Genomic DNA, 16,982 nt, shown 5'->3' on the forward strand with positions numbered 1-16,982 from the left:
ATCGCAACCGCGCTGAACAAGCATGGACCAGATATAGTGGCCGCTCGAAAATCAACTTCAGCGTTCCAGTTTCTGACCGTCCGCTTCTCGCGCCAACTCGGAAACATCACCCCGGCGTACTAGATTCTGGCTTATGCGGGCAGGCGACAGATATCGACATAGCACATGAAGTGCCGCTGCCGGATCATGGCGCGCGCCGCACAGGAAAATGTCGACGGCTGCATAGCCATGTTCCGGCCAGGTGTGGATCGACATGTGGGATTCTGCGAGCAGGGCGACGCCGGTGACGCCCTGTCCTTCACCGAAATGATGGAGGTGAAGGCCGATCACTGTCGCCCCGGCGCTGTCCGCCGCGCCGCGCAGGGCGGCGTCGATCAGAGCGACATCGTCCAGCACGGGACATCCGTAAAGGTCCGCCAACAGGTGTCGGCCATCATAGGTAATGGGCGGAATCATAGTAGCGTCTCATGCGGATGGCCGATCGAGGATAGCGCCGCTTCCGCCGCGGCCATGCCACGATAATGGGCTTCCTCGAACAGCGACAGCCCGCTCAGGTCCGAATGGGCACGGAAGAAGGGCGGCAGGATAGCCGCGCGTTGCCGCGGCGCGACATCCCACAGGAAACCTGGCGTCGGCCGGACCATGGCGTGACCCCACTTCCAGAGGTCGATCGACCGGATCGCGCCGTTCAGGTCCGGATTCATCCCAAGCAAATCGTCACGCACCAGCCGCCGCCAATCCACATCGGACCGGTCGACCAGCAAGCGGCGGGCGGACGCGGGCGGCATGTCGGACAGGGCCATATACCAAGTCAGCACCGTAGGCCCCGTGTGCGAGTCGCTCTGGTGGGTGGCGACGACATAGCCGAGCGAAGCGCTGCTGGCCGATACATTATCCCAGGCAAGCGCGCTGCCCTTCCCCTCCGGCGCGCGATCGACGGTGACGTTGGCAATCAGCCAGGGGGCATAGCTGTAGGCTGCATCGGGCTTCTCGCCCAGCAGGCGGGTGGCGATGAAATGCGGCATGGCAAGGATCACGGCGTCAGCACGATAACGGATGCTGCTGCCCTGCTGCGCATCGAACACATCAACCATCGCTCCCTTCTCGTCAGGCCGGGCACGAAAGGCGACCTGCCCCGTCGTGATGCGATCCCCCAATCGATCAGCGATCAAGCTCGTCAGGCGGCTATTGCCTTCAGGCCAGGTCAGTTCATTGTCGCCCGAACCATCCGCAGTGAAGCCACGCCGGCTCGCAAAATAATGAATGCCGGCCCAGGCGGAGACGTCGGCTGGTTCAGTGCCGTAATCGTCACGGCAGGCGTAACGAACATGCGCGCGCAGCACAGAGGAGGTCCAGCCCTGCTGGTCGAGCCACTGCGCGAAGCTCATCCGATCGAGCGCAAGCAGATCGGCATCCCTTGCGCTATAGGCGATGGGAATGGCGAAGGCAGGCCGCCCTTCCGTATCGCGGCGACGGGAAAAGTCGGCCATGGTGCGGTTGAAGGCGGCAAGGTCGGCTTCGTCCTTGGAAGACAGGCCGGTTCGGGGTACCAGCCCCTCCTGCCATTTCCCCTGCCAGAGCAGCCGCTCCTGCAAATCGGCGCAGAGTTGCAGCGGGTCATAGACCGGCTTGCCATCCCGCTCGCCCACGATCACCCCCATTTGTCGCAGCATATGGCGCAGCCCGCGCGCTTCCTCGTTGGGAATGGGTAGGTAATGCGCGCCCAAGGGATAGGCTGACACGGCATTGCGACCGCCACGGGCATTGCCGCCAGGCTGGTCTTCGAGTTCGATCAGGCGGAAATCGTCGAAGCCGGCCTCACGCAATCGCCAGCCCGCCGACAGCCCCGCCACGCCACCGCCAGCGATCAGGAGCGGCACGCGCTCTTCGCGCACCGGTTCGGGGAAGGCGCCATCGCGCAGGCGGTGGCCAAGCGCCATGTCCGCTCCCCCGCTGCTGCCCGAAGTCGGCGTTTCACAGGCTGGCAGCGCAAGCACAGTGGCAGCCGCCATCCCGCCCTTGAGGATGGCGCGCCTGCTTGGGCCGCCCGCGTCAGCCTTCATAGCGCGCCCATTCCTCGGCGAAGCTGCGCACCAGCGCCTGATTGTCCAGACGGTTTACCGGCACCCGGCGGCGTGCCATGTCGAGCGGAAAGACCAATGCCTGCCGGGCGGTCGCATCCGACAAAAATCGATTGCCAGGCAGCAGGCGCGTCGTCGTGCCAGGATCGACCAGCCCGGCCAGGATGAAGCCCCATTCGCCGAAGCTCGGCACATAGACATGATAGGGTCTGGTCTGAAAACCGGCCGTCTCCAGCGTCTGCGCCACCGTCCAGAAAGCGGCGGGCGCGACCAGCGGCGACGTGCTCTGGACCACTGCCATGCCGCCGGGCGCCAGATGCGGGCGCAACATGCGGTAGAAGGTTTCGGTATAGAGCTTGCCCACCGAGAAATCGACCGGATCGGGAAAGTCGACGATGATGACATCGAAGCGCGCCTTCGTCTCGCGTACCCACCGGAAAGCATCAGCGTTGACGACATGCATACGCTTGTCGGTCAGCGCATCGCCGTTCAGCGCGCGCAGCAGGCCGGTCTGACTGAACAGGCGGGTCATGGCGGGATCAAGGTCGACCAATGTGACATGCCGCACGCCGGGATGGCGGAACACCTCGCGCGCGGCCAGCCCGTCGCCCCCGCCCAGGATCAGTACATTGGCCGGGCGTGCTACACGGCCCATTGCCGGATGCACCAGCGCTTCATGATAGCGATATTCGTCGCGTGAGGAAAATTGGAGGTTGCCGTTGAGGTATAGGCGGATGTCATCGTCGTGTCGGGTCAGCACCAGCCGCTGATAGGGGCTGGACGTCGCGTAAATCACGCGCTCCCCATAAGCGGCGATTTCCGACCAGCGCTGGATTCGCTCGGCCGTCAGCAAGCCTGCGATCAGGCTCATCATCACGACCAACGCCAGAATGCGTTCCCGCATCAGGCTGGCGCGTGATGGTACTAGAAGCAACAGGAGCAGCGCGACACCGACATTGAGCAGGCCGAACATGAGCCCGGTTCGGATCAGTCCCAGATGTGGCACCAGCAGGAGCGGAAACAGCAATGAAGCAGCCAGTGCGCCGACATAGTCGAAGGTCAGCACGTTCGACACCGTCTCGCTGAAATCGAACCGGTCGCGCAGGATGCGCATCAGCAGCGGAATCTCCAGACCCACCAGAAAGCCGATGACAAAGACAAGGCCATAGAGGATCGGGCGAAACTGCTCCACCAGCGGGAAAAGCAGGAACAACCCCGCTGCCGACCAGCCACCCACCAGCGCCACCAATATCTCGACCCGGATGAACAGGCGCAGCTCGTCGCGCTTGACATAGCGTGAGCACCAACTGCCCACTCCCATGGCGAACAGATAGGTGCCTATGATGATCGAAAATTGCGTGACGCTGTCGCCCAGCAGATAGCTGGCGATCGTCCCGGCAAGCAGTTCGTAGATGAGGCCGCAGGTCGCGACAGCGAACACGCTGGCCAGCAGCAACCCGACCAGCGCGGTGCGCCTGCGCTCGGTCGGCGCCGATGCGTCAGCCATGAATAGCGGCAGCTACGATGATACCCAGGGCAATGGCGATGGCGCCAGCGAACTGGGCAACGGCGACATTCTGCTTGTCCCTTATCTCCTCCCACAGCTTGCCCGGCGTCAGCAGGTCCAAAAGAACGAAGCCGGCGACGAAAACGAGCATGCCGATCCCGGCATAGACCAACGAATTGAGCAAGGTCGGCAGAGCGATGATCATCGACGTCTCCTATTTATGGGTGGGGCCGTAGGCGCGGGCGGCGCCGGCAGTGCGTCCGCCGTCGGCGAAGGGCGAATAGCCCTGCGCCGCGGCAGTCAGATAAAGACCCAATACGCCCAGGCACCAAAGGGCGTAGAGGAAGCTGCTGCGGCTCATGGCGCTTCCATCCCCCGCAACCAGTCGTCGGCATCGGCGGGTGAACCGTCCTTCTGCGCCAGCCGGGCATTTTCGAACAAGATGTGAAGGACCAGCATGAACAATGGTGGTAACAGGATCATCAGCACCGCCAGCCAGAAATTGGACGTGAAGCGAGCGCCGCGCGCCACCGTCAGGTTGACCTCGATCGGGGGCTGGCCTTCGGTCTTGTAGGTACTGCTCGACGCGTCAAAGGTCCAATTGCCAGAACTGCCCCAATGATGCGCCTGCGCATCGACGACGAGATCGTAAGTTCCGGCAGGCAGACTCGCAACCTTCAAGGTCTGCGACCGCGCCCCTTCGGACCAATAGCCGTCCGAGTCCCGGCCCGAATAATGTTCGTTCAGGGCATAGGCGTCATAGCTGTCCTGCGTCTTACGATTGACGAAGGCGACGTCGATATCGACCCAGCCTTGCTCCACACCGGGTGTCATCGCCTCGACCGTCATCGCCTGTTTGCCGAGCGGCAGCACGATTGGGCCGAATGTCTGCGACACTGTGGGGCCGTCGGGCGTCACCGACAGGCTGAACATTTGCGGTTGCATGGTCCTGCCGAACAGGGTCAGCAAAACCAGCAGCGCCACGAAGGACAGGGCAGCGATCGGCCACCAGCCCTTGATCCGCCGGGCATAGGGCGAAGGCTGGTGCGCCAGCGGCGTCATACCGGGTATCCAGACGGGCGGCGGATCGACATCGAATGCCGCCCGTATCTCCCGCCCGGTCAACAGTTCGCTGATCGTCCAGCTATTCTCCCGATCATCCTGTTCCAGGCTGAGCATGAAGCCGGGGCGTACATAGTCGCTCGCGCGCACTTCCTCGCCCGGCTTCACCCGCCAGTAGAATTCGCCCGCCACCCGCGTCACGCGCGCAGTTGTGACGCTGTAAAAGGGGGTGAAGCGTCGACCAGCGACGACCCGGTCCGGCCCGTCGCGCTGCGGCGCGGCGGTCAGCATCGTGCCCAGACTCCACTGGCCATTCTGCGCGATCAGCCAACGATAGCCGACATAGGGATTGAACAGCAGATATTCGTCCCAGATCGCCCAGCCGTCCGACCGTTGCAGCCAGCCGATCGCTTCCCATTCCACGCCGCGCAACATGCCGCGCGTGCCGAGCGGGATCGCAAGCGAAGCCTGCATTTCATTGTAGCGGGTGATGATCCGCGCCGCCGGATCGGTCGCGTCGATCAGCGTGCCGCAATATTCGCAGGCCAGCGTGACCGTATAGCCGGCCGCGCGAAGGGCGATCGTCCCGCCGCAGGCCGGGCATGACAGGGCGCGGACGCTGTCCTCCTCAGCCATAAGCGGGCAGGCTCCAGCCGGGAAGCGGACGCAGGTTACGCGGTTGCAGCGAGGCCAGGTTCACATGATGGCCGACATAGAGGGACGGTCCATGCCGATCTTTCTGGAAGGAGGCGCAGCGCCCGTCGCGATTGCGAAAATCGACGCTTAGCGCTTCCCAGCCGATGGGCGCGGTGAAGGGCAGTTCGCCTTCGCAGCCGATGCAGCATACGGTGCGGATATCGGCGACCTCATAGGATTGTCCGGCGATATTGCCGCTTTCGCCCGGTTTGACAGGGGTATCGTTCATCAGGCGGCGGATGACCTGCGCCAGCGATCCCGTCAGTTCTACCTCGCGCAGCGCCATAAATTGGCCCATAGCCTCCCCAAGCCAGGCGTGACTGCCGTCAGCCAGAAGCATCAGCCATTCGTTCCAGGCGCCATCGTCCCAGGCCCAGCGCACCCGACCGATGATCTGGAAATTCTGATCGAAACAGCGCCCTTCCGTCCCGATCTGGATCGGGCTGATATCGAACGGCAGGACGCCAGCCTCCCCCATCCCCTGCGCGCCCTGATTGTAACGCACCACGAGCGTGCGACAATAGTCGCACACCCGAACGGGCAGCGCCGACGAGCGGAAGGCAACCTCCGCGCCGCAAGTGGGACAGGTGACCAACTGCATACGGTGCTATCGAATACGGCCCAGCAGTTCCGCCTTCTTCGTATCGAATTCGGCTTGGGTCAGCGCGCCCATATCCAGCAGCTTGTGCAGCTTTTCGATCAGCGCGAACGGGTCTTCGGCCGGGGCGGAGGGCGCGCTCGCTGTGCCGCCCAAGGCGCCGGTCATCGCCTGGCCGATGGCCAGCCCGGCCGCAGCGCCGGCACCGACCCCGGCAACGCCACCAGACTGAGCGGCGGCCGTCTCGATTGCTTCGGCTGCCTGGAATTTGGCGTAGCGGTCAAGATCGCCCAGCACGCGCATCGAACTGGCCTTGTCGAGATGTTTCTGTACCTCTTCGGGAAGGGACAGGCTCTCTACAAAGAAGCTTTCGACCGACAGCCCCCATTGGGCGAAGGTCGGCGTGACCGCGGCCTTGAGCGCTTCGGACAAAGCGGTCTGGCTGGCTGCCAGATCCAGGAAAGCGGTGCCGCCGCCGGCCACCCCCGTCGCAAGCGCAGTCTGGATCGCGGCACGCAGTTGCGGCTCGATATCCGCCACCTTCACCTCGCCCAGCGTGCCCATGATGCGCGAGGCAAAGGGTGCTACCTCTTTGATACGGAAGCTGTAACTGCCAAAGGCGCGGACGCGCAGCGGCCCCAGTTCGGGATCGCGTAGCGTCACCGGCTGCGCCGTGCCCCATTTCAGGCCGATCTGCTCCTTTTCGGAGAAGAAATAGACGTCCGACTTGAAGGGCGACTTGAAACCCTTGTCCCAGTTCATGATGGCCGTCATCAGTGGCAGGGTAGATGTGTCGAGCGTGTAAAGGCCGGGACCGAACATATCCGCGATCCGCCCTTCGTTGAAGAAGGCGGCGATCTGCCCCTCCCGCACCGTCAGTTGCGCGCCATTCTGGATTTCCCGGTCGGCGAGCGGAACGCGCCAGCCGAGCTGACCCGGCTCTTCCACCCAGTCGATGACATCCACAAACTGTTTCGACAGAAAATCCAATATACCCATGTCGCTCCCCCACGCTGGTCGCCAGCTTAGAATAGCAGGCCCACGGGACAAGCGAAATTGCAGCATGCGAGACTTATGACCCTTTTCTGATCTTGTCCGAGGTCGCGATCCGGTTCCGCTTGCAACCCCTTTGGCGCCGTTTGACGCCTTACGTCCTGCTCTCAACGGCGGACGAGAGGTCGATGCCCCCGTTGCCGAAGAGCCTTGGATATTCACCCGCGATTGCAAGAGCCATCAAACACTTGCTTAAACCGCAGCCGCAGACATTATGGCGCAAATCTCAGGGGGATGTTGTGCGGTTCACGATTTCTGCTTGCTTGGCGAGCCTGCTTGCCGGATCCACCGCTTATGCAGCGAACAGTAAGATTCAAACTGGGCCTGCGCCCAAATGGGCCGTCCAGTCGGAGCCTATGCCTGTTCCTGCCGACGCTGCAGGCGCGGTTTTCATCCGCCGTCAGGACACTGAGGTTCATCTCGATGACAAAGGGCAACTGCTCTACAACGGCTATCGCATAAAGATCCTACATCCCAACGCGCTTCAGCTTGGCAATCTGTCGCTGGCATGGAATCCAGCGGCTGGTTCGCCTGTCGTCCACGCAATGAAGATCCATCGCGAAGGTCAGGTCATCGACTTATTGAAGACGGCTTCGTTCGAGATTCTGCGTCGAGAAGACCAGCTTGAAGCGGCAAGGCTGGATGGCAATCTGACCGCCGTTTTGCGTGTGCCCGATCTCAGGGTCGGGGATGAAATCGAGTTTGGCGCAACGCTCCCTGCGAGTGATCCCACGTTGGGGAAGGACGATGCCGGCCTGCTTCTCCTTGCCGCCGATCCGGCGCCGGGCCGATACCATCTTCGTCTAAGTTGGGAGGAAAAAAACAAGCCCGCCATCAAGATGACCAACGATATGATGACGGTGGCTGAACAGAGCCCGAATGCCATCGACTATCGGTTCGACAACCCTGGCGTCCTGGCGCCGCCCAAGGATGCGCCCCCTCGTTATCAATGGCAGCGGGTCGTCGAGTATAGCAGTTTCAGCGACTGGCAGGGCATATCGCGCCTTTTTGCGCCGCTATTTGCCAATGCGTCGAGTCTGAACGCCAACTCCTCACTCAAGCAGGAGGCCGCCCGCATCGCCGCGGCCCATGCGAAGCCGCTCGACCGCGCTGCCGCCGCCCTGAAAATGGTGCAGCAGGATGTCCGCTATATTTATGTCGGGCTGAATGGCGGCAATCTGACACCGGCAGGAGCCGATGAGACATGGCAACGCCGTTACGGCGATTGCAAGGCCAAGACCGCTCTGCTGTTGGCATTGCTGCGTGAGCTAGGCGTCGAAGCCGAGCCGGTCCTCGTCAATAATAGTGGTACTGATGATGGCATGGATCAGCGGCTGCCCAGCCCACGCATGTTCGATCACGTGCTGGTACGGGCGAGCATCGATGGAAAGATCTATTGGCTTGATGGCACGATGCCTGCCGTTGTCCCACCTACACAAGAGCCGGTCATTTCCTATCGATGGGTTTTGCCGTTGACCAGGCAGGGAGGCGGTCTTGAGCGGCTTGGCTGGGCACCTGCTTCGCGACCGAATGAGATCACGCTATTCGAAATCGATGCGCGTGCTGGCTTCGACAAGCCCGCACGCATTACCAATACAACCATCAAGCGCGGAATCGAAGGCTTGCAGCAGGAGGTGCAATTTTCTGTAGCGACGCCCACGCAACTGCTCAGCGCGTTTCGTCAGAATGCGATCGGAAATACATGGCAGACCATCGAGGATGTTCAGTGGCGCTATGATGCGAAGGCGCAGGCCAGCATATTGACCGTCGTCGGCACAGGCGCCGTCGACTGGGACGATGACGGCGATGGAGTAAAATCGCTGGCGCTGCCGGGTGGTGGCTTCAACCCGCCAGAAAAGCGAATACGCGCGAAAGAGCAGGATCAGGCGCTGCCATTCTACAACAAGCCGGATTTTAGCTGTCACGTCACCACGGTCCGCCTGCCATCCACGACAAGGGCGGAGCAGTGGTCGCACAAGGATGATATTAATAACCGGATGTTTGGGCGCGCATATTACCGTGCATTCGACATATATGACGGCTCGTTGCGCATGATCCGTGGATCGAGAACCGAACAAACGGAAGTCGATGCTTCCAAAGCGCAGCATGACAATGGTCGCATCGCTGCGTTTGATAACAGCATGGCATGGATAACCTACAATCCGAGCGGCAAAAACACGGATGCTCAGGCACGCAGTAGAGTGCCTACAACGACCGAGATCGATTGGACTGGTGACAATGTGCCCTGCCTGGCATCTGGCCCGGATCGGTGAAAGCGGCGTAGGGTCAGCAGCGGCTGCGGGCCGTGCGGACCCGACCCTCTGGAGGCGTTCAGCGGCAAATTCCTTTCATATCGGGATCAGACGGTCCGCTAGCGATCCCAGGCGACAGAATATTAGCCCTCATGCTCGACCTGTGCATCAGTACGCTGTATTTGCGTTGTCTTACATCGACCTCGATCATAGCTGCCGACTGTCCGGATAATCTCGCCCTGCTCCGGTTCGACGCGATGGCCTCCCACAATTCCCGCGAGCACCCGCGCAATCAGTTGGTTGAGCCGGGTCACGACATAGCAGTCGATATTCGGCTCGGCATGTCCGTTGCCGATACCACTATCGTCGGTAAGGAAGATATAGCGCCCTCCGGTGAGCGCTGCCATCGCCCGCATGACATATTGGGCGCTATCCTCGACGCCGCTCGCCGCGATCGGGACAATTCTGACGCCCTGCTCGCGCAAATGCGCGACCGCATCGAGCGTCGCGCCGAACGCGTCGCGATGGGGTGGTGCGTCCGAGATCAGCAGCACCGCCTTGGCGGCCTCCGGGCGCCATTGCATATCGTCGGCTGCGATCAGGGCACGGTCGACGGCCTCGGGCATGTCGCCGCCGCCATCGGCATGGGCCGCAAGCAGCTGGTCGATGCCCTTTACGTAGATCCTTTGATGCAGGGAGAAGGACGAGAAGGCATTTCGGCCATGATCGCCGCGGCGCGATCGCAATTTCCTGGACATGACTTCGCACTCACCGGCCCGGTCGACGAGCATGGCGGCAATATCCGTTTCTCTTGGGCGCTTTCGATCGATAGCGGGGAGCCTGTGGTGCGAGGAACCGATTTCGTGCGGGTCGACGCGCAAGGGCGCATCGCAGAGGTCGTAGGCTTTCTAGATGGAGGTGCGGCATGACAGTGCCTTTTGTCGAAAGCGAGGATGGTCATCGTTGGAGCGATGGGGCCGCTTCTGGTCGCCTCGGAAGAGAAGCCCCGCCCGGCGCGTCGGCAGAAATGCTCGATATGCTCATGACACAGATGGGAGCGATTCTGGGGGCTGAATCGAGGCCACCAAGGATGCGTTTGCGCCGGGGACCAATCCAGCAGTCAGCGAATGGCTCGGTAGCATGATCCTCGACTGCTCACGATGGACCTCCATCGATCTCCAACGTGCCTTCATGCACACGGATTTCCGGGCGAAAGCGGAGGCGCTTCGGTTGCGGATGACGATCATTTACGGTGATCGCGATGCGTCGGTCCCGATCTATCCCACCGGCGGGCGCTATGCCGAACTGATCCCGCAGTCTCGGCTTGTGGTTCACGAAGGTGCGCCGCACGTCGTCATTCACCCAACGAGGCACGCGCGTGGAGTGAGCAAGCGGAACCTTTTCGTTGGGAAACTGCAAATTGCTCCTGATCTGCCCCCGCCGAATGGACCGATTGGTTTGTTAGTGAATTAAGGTTATTGCCGCCATATCCAGACGGAGGTGGAGCGAAGCGGAACCGGAGGCCGAGATATGGCGGTGTCGCCGTTTCCGGGCCGGTGGTCGGTAGCCCAGGCTGCCGTGCGGGCGGACAGTGTTGTAATGCCGCCGCCATGATTCGATCAGCACTTTGGCCTCGGCGAGACTATAGAAGATCTTGCCATTAAGCAGTTCGTTGCGAAGCGACCCATCGAAGCTTTCGTTATATCCATTCTCCCATGGTGATCCCGGTGCGATGTAGAGCGTCTTCACGCCGATCTGCCCCAGCCATTTCTGGACGGCAGTTGCGATAAATTCGCTGCCGTAGCACATTGGGAAGCGGCCCCTCGAAGGGGCGCATTGCCTTGATGAAGGCAAGGGCGCGTAGCGCCCGCAGGCTTCATCAAGGCAGTCATGATCGGCCCGCAGGTCTCTAAAGTGAAGTTGTCGACTCAACCCTTTGGAGACAGACCGACCATGACCAAGCGTAGCTCTAATCCCACCGACGCCGTGCTGGTAGCCATCGATATGTCCAAACACCGCCAGGAGGTCCTGATCGAACGTCCAGAAGGCGGACGCCGACGTCGCATGACGGTGATGGCGACAAAGGCAGATTATGATCGCCTGGCCACGGATCTTAGCGACATCGGGCGTCCGATCATCGTCGGCTTCGAGGCTACTGGTAACTACCATCGCACGCTGGCGCATCGCCTGCTGTCCGCCGGCTTCGAGTTGCGCTTGATCTCGTCCGTTGCCTTGGCTCGAACGCGCGAGGCTCTGCACAATGGCTGGGACAAGAACGATTCCAAGGATGCGCAAGTGATCCTGCACATGCTGCGGATCGGCGCCACCCAGCGATACGTCGATCCGCTCGCCGCCGGGATCAACGACCTGCAGGAGATGTCGAAAACGCACGAGGCGATCTCCAAGGCTAAGACGCAGACATGGCATCGCATCCTGACCCACTACCTGCCGCTCTATTTCCCGGAGATTGAACGCTTCGCTGGCAACAGCCGATCCGACTGGTTCCTTGCTCTGCTCGAACGATTCCCGACTCCAACCAGCATGACTGTGCTCGGCCAGGAGACTTTCTCCCGCGAAGCATGGGACTTGGTCGGCCGCAAGGTGTCCAAAGCCCGGCTGATCAACGATATCTACGAGACCGCCTGCGCGTCCGTGGCGCTACCTGTCGACGAGGATTCCGTCTCGATCGCTATGTTCCGCATGGTGATCGCCCAAGCACGCAACCTGATCCGGCAGCGCGACGAGATCGAGCGAACGGCGCATGCCATGCTGGCCGAAAACCGCGATTATCAGCTCCTGCGCATGATCCCCGGCATTGGGCCCATCAATGCGTTGACCATTCTCGCCGAGGCAGGCGATCTACGCCGCTTCAGCCATCACCGTCAGTTCCTGAAGTTCTGCGGTCTTGATCTTGCGACCCGGCAGTCCGGTACATTCCGAGGCCGCACGATGCTGTCCAAGTACGGTAATGCGCGATTGCGGCGGACCTTTTGGATGGCTGCCCAGGTCGCCGCACGTCAGCGCAACAACAGTTTCCGCGACAAGCTCGGACGATACACTGCCGGGCACGCGGATGATGCCGATCGTCGCCGCAAGGCGATGACGGCGCTCACCGCCAAGATGGCGCGCGTTGCCCATGCCGTCATCAAGACGGGGACAGAGTACCGACCGTTCCTTGAACGGTCGGACGCCAGGTGGAAGGACCCCTCTCTGCAAGTGCCGTGAGGGCGCGAAAGCGACCCTGTAGATAATGTTCGGGCCTTCCACCTGGGTGCGTATCTCGTTCTAAGGACGGTGAGGACCACGGCCGCTTCGGCGCCGCTGGATCCTGTGTTTGCTATGGCAGGGAGCGATCCCGTTGACGGTGGAAGCCATCTGGCTCAGAATGCATGCCTCGCCGCTCAATGTCGGCGCATAGAGATCTGTTGACCAAATCTCGCTTTCCTTCGTGACCCAGGACGTTGTCCGACCGTATATGTGCGCGCGGGTCGCGGGAGATGAACAAGTCGGCCAGGGCCGCCAGCACGTCTTCATGGCGGAGCTGCCGTGCAACGATGGGCGCGAGGCATTCCCTGCTGGCCTCGTCGATGATGGTCAAGATACGGAACTTGCCACCCTCATGCGTGCGCCCTGCGACGAAGTCGTAAGCCCATAATGCCCCGGATATTGGGGCTGCAGGCGGATGCAGGACCCGTCGTTAAGCCACATGCGTCCACGTTTTGGCTGGCGCAGCGGAACCTTTAGCCCCTCACGCCGCCAGATCCGCTCAACTCGTTTATGGTTCACTTTCCATTTGCCCTGTGTCGATCGATGCTGGCCCAGCACCCGGCAGATCCGTCGTTCGGACACCGGCACCGGAAGCTCTCGTCGCACATGATCGATGCAGCGTCGTCGTCGCGAGGGGCTTAGAAGTTTAGCTGAGCTGGCCTTCGGCTCCCCGTGCGGCTTCCTGAAGGATCAGTTTATCCAGTGTCAGGTCCGAGATCGCCCGGCGCAGCCGCTGGTTCTCCTTCTCCAGATCTTTCATTCGCTGAGCCTGATCGGTCTTGAGGCCGCCATACTCCTTGCGCCAACGATAATATGTTTGCTCGCTGACTGCGATCCGCCGGCATGCCTCGGCAGTCGAGGCCCCCTGCGCCAGCACGATCTCAACTTCACGCAGCTTGCCGATGATCTCTTCCGACTTGTGCTTCTTGCTTGGCGTCTGTCGTCCCTTTCGTGGTCCAGACTATCATAGTCTCTGGGCCACTCAGCGGGAGGCAGATCACTCTTTCACGTCGGACTATACTCAAAATCGATCACATTTCAGGGGAGTACGTCACGCGGCCTGTGTTGCTGAACGAGGAACGCCGCCCGCGGATTTCCCTGGGCGGCGTATGTTGTGTGTGTGTGTTTGGTTGCGGGAGTAGGATTACAAATAAACACGCACGGAATTGATTTATATAGCGACAAATTTCTGTTCGATTTTAGAAATTCAACAATTTAATCAACAACAATATTGAACTTCTTGAGACAATATAAACCTTTGTAGTTCCATTGTCAATTTGATGGCCGCACAGACCCACGAGGATTGATTTTGAATTTTGAATAGGATCCCTGCGGCACGAACATCTTCGCGCCTTGTCGATGATAATCATCAAAATCCGTTCTCCGGAGCGGGTAAAGCCTCCGCTTTTGCGGCCCCATCCGACGTGCTAAAAATTCAAAATTGTGCCAGCCAGATACCCACGGGGAGCACCTCGGCGGTTCAACAGATTGTGAATACGTATTATGTTAATTTTTATGGTCGGTGGCCCAATGAGTGCGATTGTGTCAGTTACATTCTGCGTGAGACCGGCCGCGAAACTCTAACCCGGGGTGGACCAGAGAATGGTGTCGGATCAAAGGAGCGGGACCCTACCTCTGAATGGTAACAATCAGGGGAGCAGGTCACCGTTTTCAGAAAATTAAGACCGAAGCGTTCGACCGCCGTGGCGAAATATTCAAAGGAATCAAGTATCGAGCAAAGCCGTCTGTGGCACTCCGAGTTTACGTGCTCAAGGACGGCCGTAAACATCTCACCTTTCGAAGGAAAATAACGCCCCCAGGGGCTCTTCGAGCCACCAACCGTTGCAGCTATTCCTCACATGGTTGTCTGGGGATAGCCATCCTGCAAAAAAGATCGTCGAGCTACGGCAATGATGAACTGCCGTTGATCGAATTGACGCTCTTCCCTTCGAGAAAGCGCCCCTTAATCTTGGACGAAATAACCACAATTATAAGTTCGCCGAGGAATTAGAAAGGATAGGTCGCAAGTAGCGGGAATCGATACAAAATCGAGCACGTCGAGCTTTGTCCGCGAAACCTGATTCCTGCGGATTGTGACAATCTAGCTTTCACAGATCGCAAGCAGCGTTTTCTTGAGCAGCGTCTTGGTATGGCTGGTGATCGGCGACGGGGCATCGGCATTAGCCGCCAGCTCCTCGGCCAGTGCAAGGTCCTTTTCGCCGATGCCCGCTTGGCTGGCAAAGAAGGCGCGTCGGGCGGCGTCTCCCGGATTGTTGCGGAAATCGATGAAACCCGCCATCGGCGGGGTGAGATTGCCGTTGCGCTTCATCACGTTCAGCAGCTTATCCATCGGCACGCCGGACGCCTCCGCCACATTGGCGACCTCGACACCCAGCATGATGCCGCACCAGGATACGAGATTGTTGCAAATCTTGAGCGCCATGGCCGATCCGAGCGGGCCGATGTGCATCCTGTTCGTCGAAAAGGCGTCGAGGATAATCCGGACGCGCTCGGCGACGGATTCATCGCCGCCGGTCATGCAGAAGACGAACGGACCATCCTTGGTCATTTCGGTGCGTGTAACCGGCGCGTCGAGGACGTCGACGCCCACAGAAGCGGCGCGCTTGGCAATCTGCTGCGCGGTCTTAGGCTTGATCGTGCTGTGGATGAGCAGGGTCGCGCCCCGCTTCATTACGGGCAACAGCGCATCGACGCATTCCAGTACCTGCGTATCGTCCCGCACGCAAATGCCGACAGCGTCGGCATCGACGCCGACATCCGCGATGGATGCGGCGAGCGTGGCGCGGCCCTCGAACTTCGCCAATGCCTCGGGAAACAGGTCGTACACAGTAAGTTCGAGCGGCAATTTGGCCAATTCCCGCGCCTGATCGCCACCCATGCTGCCAAGGCCGATGAAGCCAATTTTCCTGATATTATCCGTCATGAAATATCCCTGGCCTTTTCCAAGTTCGCAAGCGAGCTAATCACTGTGAACGTCCTTCGTAAATCCCCAACTGGGTCTGCCTGACTGCCAAACTATTGCAGGAGTGCCATGGCTAACGGCTCGACCCGTAGCTTTTCATCCGAAGCGAATGTGGCGCCAGAGCAGATGGCCGGCGTCATCAGACACCCGCTCCAGATCCGAGTTTCAGGCGTCAGCCCCGATGTCGCGGCAATTCAGCCGCCGATCCTGTTCAGCTCCATTGCAAATGGAGGTCTGGCACATGCAGGATATTGCCCACATAATATGGCACCCGGAAACCGTCCTTGATCCGGAATTCCGGTATGGCCTTGACGAATTCCTCGACCGCGATCTGCAGTTCCAGCCGTGCCAGGTGCATCCCCAGGCATTTGTGGATGCCACTGCCCAGCGACATGTGCGGCGCCTTGCGATCGAAGCGGATCGCCTGGGGATCTTCATAGAAAGCCGGATCGCGTCCCACCACGGGGGAACTAAACGCCACATAATCGCCGGGCATTATTTTCTGCCCATGAATCTCGATGACCTTGGTTGCGATACGGAAGGCCGTAACCGGCGCGAAAGCGCGCAGGAATTCTTCGACTGCCAGGACGATCAGCGATGGATCAACGCGCAGCGCGTTCTGTTTGTCCGGATGCGACGCCAGATAGTTGAAGATGTTGCCGAGCAGGGACGTAACCGTGTCGAGGCCGCCAATGTACAGATTGAAGCAATGGCCGAACACCTCGTCATCATTCCACAAACGGCCATCGACCTCGAAGGTCAGCACCTTGCTGATATAGTCGTCGCGCGGCTGCTGGCGGCGTGCCTCAATCTCTTCCAGCAGATAGTCCTTTACGCAGCGTACAGCGTTACCGCGCACTTGCCAGTCGTTGGAATGGAGCATTTCCTTTTCCCATTTAAGGAATTGCGTCATTCTTTCCTGCGGCAGGCCCAGCAGATCGAGGACGATGTAGATCGGGAATTTTTCCGAAAATTCATCGATGAAATCGCATTGCCCGCGATCCTTGAAGGCGTCGATCAAGGCCTGCGCTCGCTCGCGCACCTGCTCCTTCATCGCGAACATCTTCTGCGGTGAGAAATGACTGTTCAGCGCCTTGCGATAGCCGGTGTGGACTGGCGGGTCGGCCTCGGTCGGAATGACCAGCCAGTTTTCGCCGATATTCTGCGCCCATTTGCCCATGCCGTTCTTGGTGAAATTGTCGGCATCGCGCAGCATTGCCTGTACATCCTCGGCATTTTTGAGCAGCCAGCCAGGTTGATCGCCCGGGAAGATGTTGGTGACATAGGTGATCGGCGGCAGCTCCGCATGCATCGCGGGGATCAGCACTTCCTGTGGATTGTCATAGATCACCGTCCGCGAAAAGAGCGGCAGCGCCATCGCCAGTTCGGGCGGCACGTGATCCGGCAGGGGCTGTTGTGCGACTTGGGTCATCATAGTCTCCGAAGCAAAAAGAGATAAATTCCACCCCTGCCAAAGACAGGT

At 60.2% G+C, this 16,982-nt stretch carries 14 protein-coding genes and 3 pseudogenes; 4 read left to right on the forward strand and 13 right to left on the reverse strand.

What is annotated here, in order from left to right; translation table 11 throughout:
* Positions 1–57 precede the first annotated feature (57 nt).
* The 8 genes from speD to AC07X9_RS22165 are packed head-to-tail and all read right to left on the reverse strand — an operon-like array spanning position 58 to position 6,943.
* Positions 58–456 (reverse strand): adenosylmethionine decarboxylase, encoded by a 399-nt coding sequence (speD, locus tag AC07X9_RS22130; RefSeq protein WP_019052409.1) that lies wholly within the window; start codon positions 454–456, stop codon positions 58–60.
* Positions 453–2,063, reverse strand: coding sequence for an NAD(P)-binding protein (locus tag AC07X9_RS22135; RefSeq protein WP_017180983.1), 1,611 nt, complete (start codon positions 2,061–2,063; stop codon positions 453–455). Before AC07X9_RS22135 ends, speD begins: the two co-directional genes overlap by 4 nt.
* Positions 2,053–3,588, reverse strand: coding sequence for a polyamine aminopropyltransferase (locus AC07X9_RS22140; RefSeq protein ID WP_017180982.1), 1,536 nt, complete (start codon positions 3,586–3,588; stop codon positions 2,053–2,055). The genes AC07X9_RS22135 and AC07X9_RS22140 overlap by 11 nt, the downstream gene beginning before the upstream one ends.
* Positions 3,581–3,793: a DUF350 domain-containing protein gene (locus tag AC07X9_RS22145; RefSeq protein WP_017180981.1), complete on the reverse strand. Its 213-nt coding sequence runs from the start codon at positions 3,791–3,793 to the stop codon at positions 3,581–3,583. Before AC07X9_RS22145 ends, AC07X9_RS22140 begins: the two co-directional genes overlap by 8 nt.
* Positions 3,794–3,802: 9 nt before the next feature.
* Positions 3,803–3,949, reverse strand: coding sequence for a hypothetical protein (locus AC07X9_RS22150; RefSeq protein WP_017180980.1), 147 nt, complete (start codon positions 3,947–3,949; stop codon positions 3,803–3,805).
* Positions 3,946–5,286, reverse strand: a complete 1,341-nt coding sequence (locus AC07X9_RS22155; protein ID WP_086486356.1) for a DUF4178 domain-containing protein — start codon at positions 5,284–5,286, stop codon at positions 3,946–3,948. Before AC07X9_RS22155 ends, AC07X9_RS22150 begins: the two co-directional genes overlap by 4 nt.
* Complete coding sequence (locus AC07X9_RS22160) at positions 5,279–5,947, reverse strand: DUF4178 domain-containing protein (RefSeq protein WP_017180978.1); 669 nt, start codon at positions 5,945–5,947, stop codon at positions 5,279–5,281. The genes AC07X9_RS22155 and AC07X9_RS22160 overlap by 8 nt, the downstream gene beginning before the upstream one ends.
* Positions 5,948–5,953: 6 nt before the next feature.
* Positions 5,954–6,943: an SPFH domain-containing protein gene (locus AC07X9_RS22165; protein ID WP_017180977.1), complete on the reverse strand. Its 990-nt coding sequence runs from the start codon at positions 6,941–6,943 to the stop codon at positions 5,954–5,956.
* Between the two features lie 182 nt (positions 6,944–7,125).
* On the opposite strand from AC07X9_RS22165, the gene AC07X9_RS22170 reads away from it, so the two are divergent.
* A complete protein-coding gene (locus AC07X9_RS22170) occupies positions 7,126–9,270 on the forward strand; it encodes a DUF3857 domain-containing protein (protein ID WP_253204306.1) in 2,145 nt (714 codons plus the stop codon).
* 122 nt (positions 9,271–9,392) lie between these two features.
* Here the strand turns inward: AC07X9_RS22170 and AC07X9_RS22175 are convergent, their stop codons facing one another.
* Positions 9,393–9,875, reverse strand: a complete 483-nt coding sequence (locus tag AC07X9_RS22175) for a vWA domain-containing protein (RefSeq protein WP_140159645.1) — start codon at positions 9,873–9,875, stop codon at positions 9,393–9,395.
* 18 nt (positions 9,876–9,893) lie between these two features.
* On the opposite strand from AC07X9_RS22175, the gene AC07X9_RS22180 reads away from it, so the two are divergent.
* Together AC07X9_RS22180 and AC07X9_RS22185 are read left to right on the forward strand one after the other, a co-directional pair.
* On the forward strand, positions 9,894–10,178 hold the full coding sequence (locus tag AC07X9_RS22180; RefSeq protein WP_140159644.1) for a nuclear transport factor 2 family protein: 285 nt from the start codon (positions 9,894–9,896) through the stop codon (positions 10,176–10,178).
* A 211-nt stretch (positions 10,179–10,389) separates the two neighbouring features.
* On the forward strand, positions 10,390–10,722 hold the full coding sequence (locus tag AC07X9_RS22185) for an alpha/beta fold hydrolase (protein ID WP_017180974.1): 333 nt from the start codon (positions 10,390–10,392) through the stop codon (positions 10,720–10,722).
* Here AC07X9_RS22185 and AC07X9_RS22190 read toward each other — a convergent pair.
* Positions 10,711–11,049, reverse strand: a pseudogene (locus tag AC07X9_RS22190) (integrase core domain-containing protein); the annotation flags it as partial. The gene AC07X9_RS22185 and the pseudogene AC07X9_RS22190 sit on opposite strands and share 12 nt — an antisense overlap.
* A 153-nt stretch (positions 11,050–11,202) precedes the next feature.
* Here AC07X9_RS22190 and AC07X9_RS22195 point away from each other — a divergent pair.
* Positions 11,203–12,496, forward strand: a pseudogene (locus tag AC07X9_RS22195) (IS110 family RNA-guided transposase).
* A gap of 213 nt (positions 12,497–12,709) precedes the next feature.
* Here the strand turns inward: AC07X9_RS22195 and AC07X9_RS22200 are convergent.
* The 3 genes and pseudogenes from AC07X9_RS22200 to AC07X9_RS22210 form a co-directional block, all read right to left on the reverse strand.
* A pseudogene (locus AC07X9_RS22200) lies at positions 12,710–13,423 on the reverse strand (transposase); the annotation flags it as partial.
* Positions 13,424–14,617: 1,194 nt separating this feature from the next.
* Positions 14,618–15,460 carry an NAD(P)-dependent oxidoreductase gene (locus tag AC07X9_RS22205; RefSeq protein ID WP_017180971.1) on the reverse strand — a complete coding sequence of 281 codons (843 nt, stop codon included), beginning with the start codon at positions 15,458–15,460 and terminating at the stop codon, positions 14,618–14,620.
* 250 nt (positions 15,461–15,710) lie between these two features.
* Positions 15,711–16,934, reverse strand: a complete 1,224-nt coding sequence (locus AC07X9_RS22210) for a cytochrome P450 (protein ID WP_017180970.1) — start codon at positions 16,932–16,934, stop codon at positions 15,711–15,713.
* Positions 16,935–16,982: the final 48 nt, after the last annotated feature.

Source organism: Sphingobium sp. GW456-12-10-14-TSB1 (genome assembly GCF_059424385.1).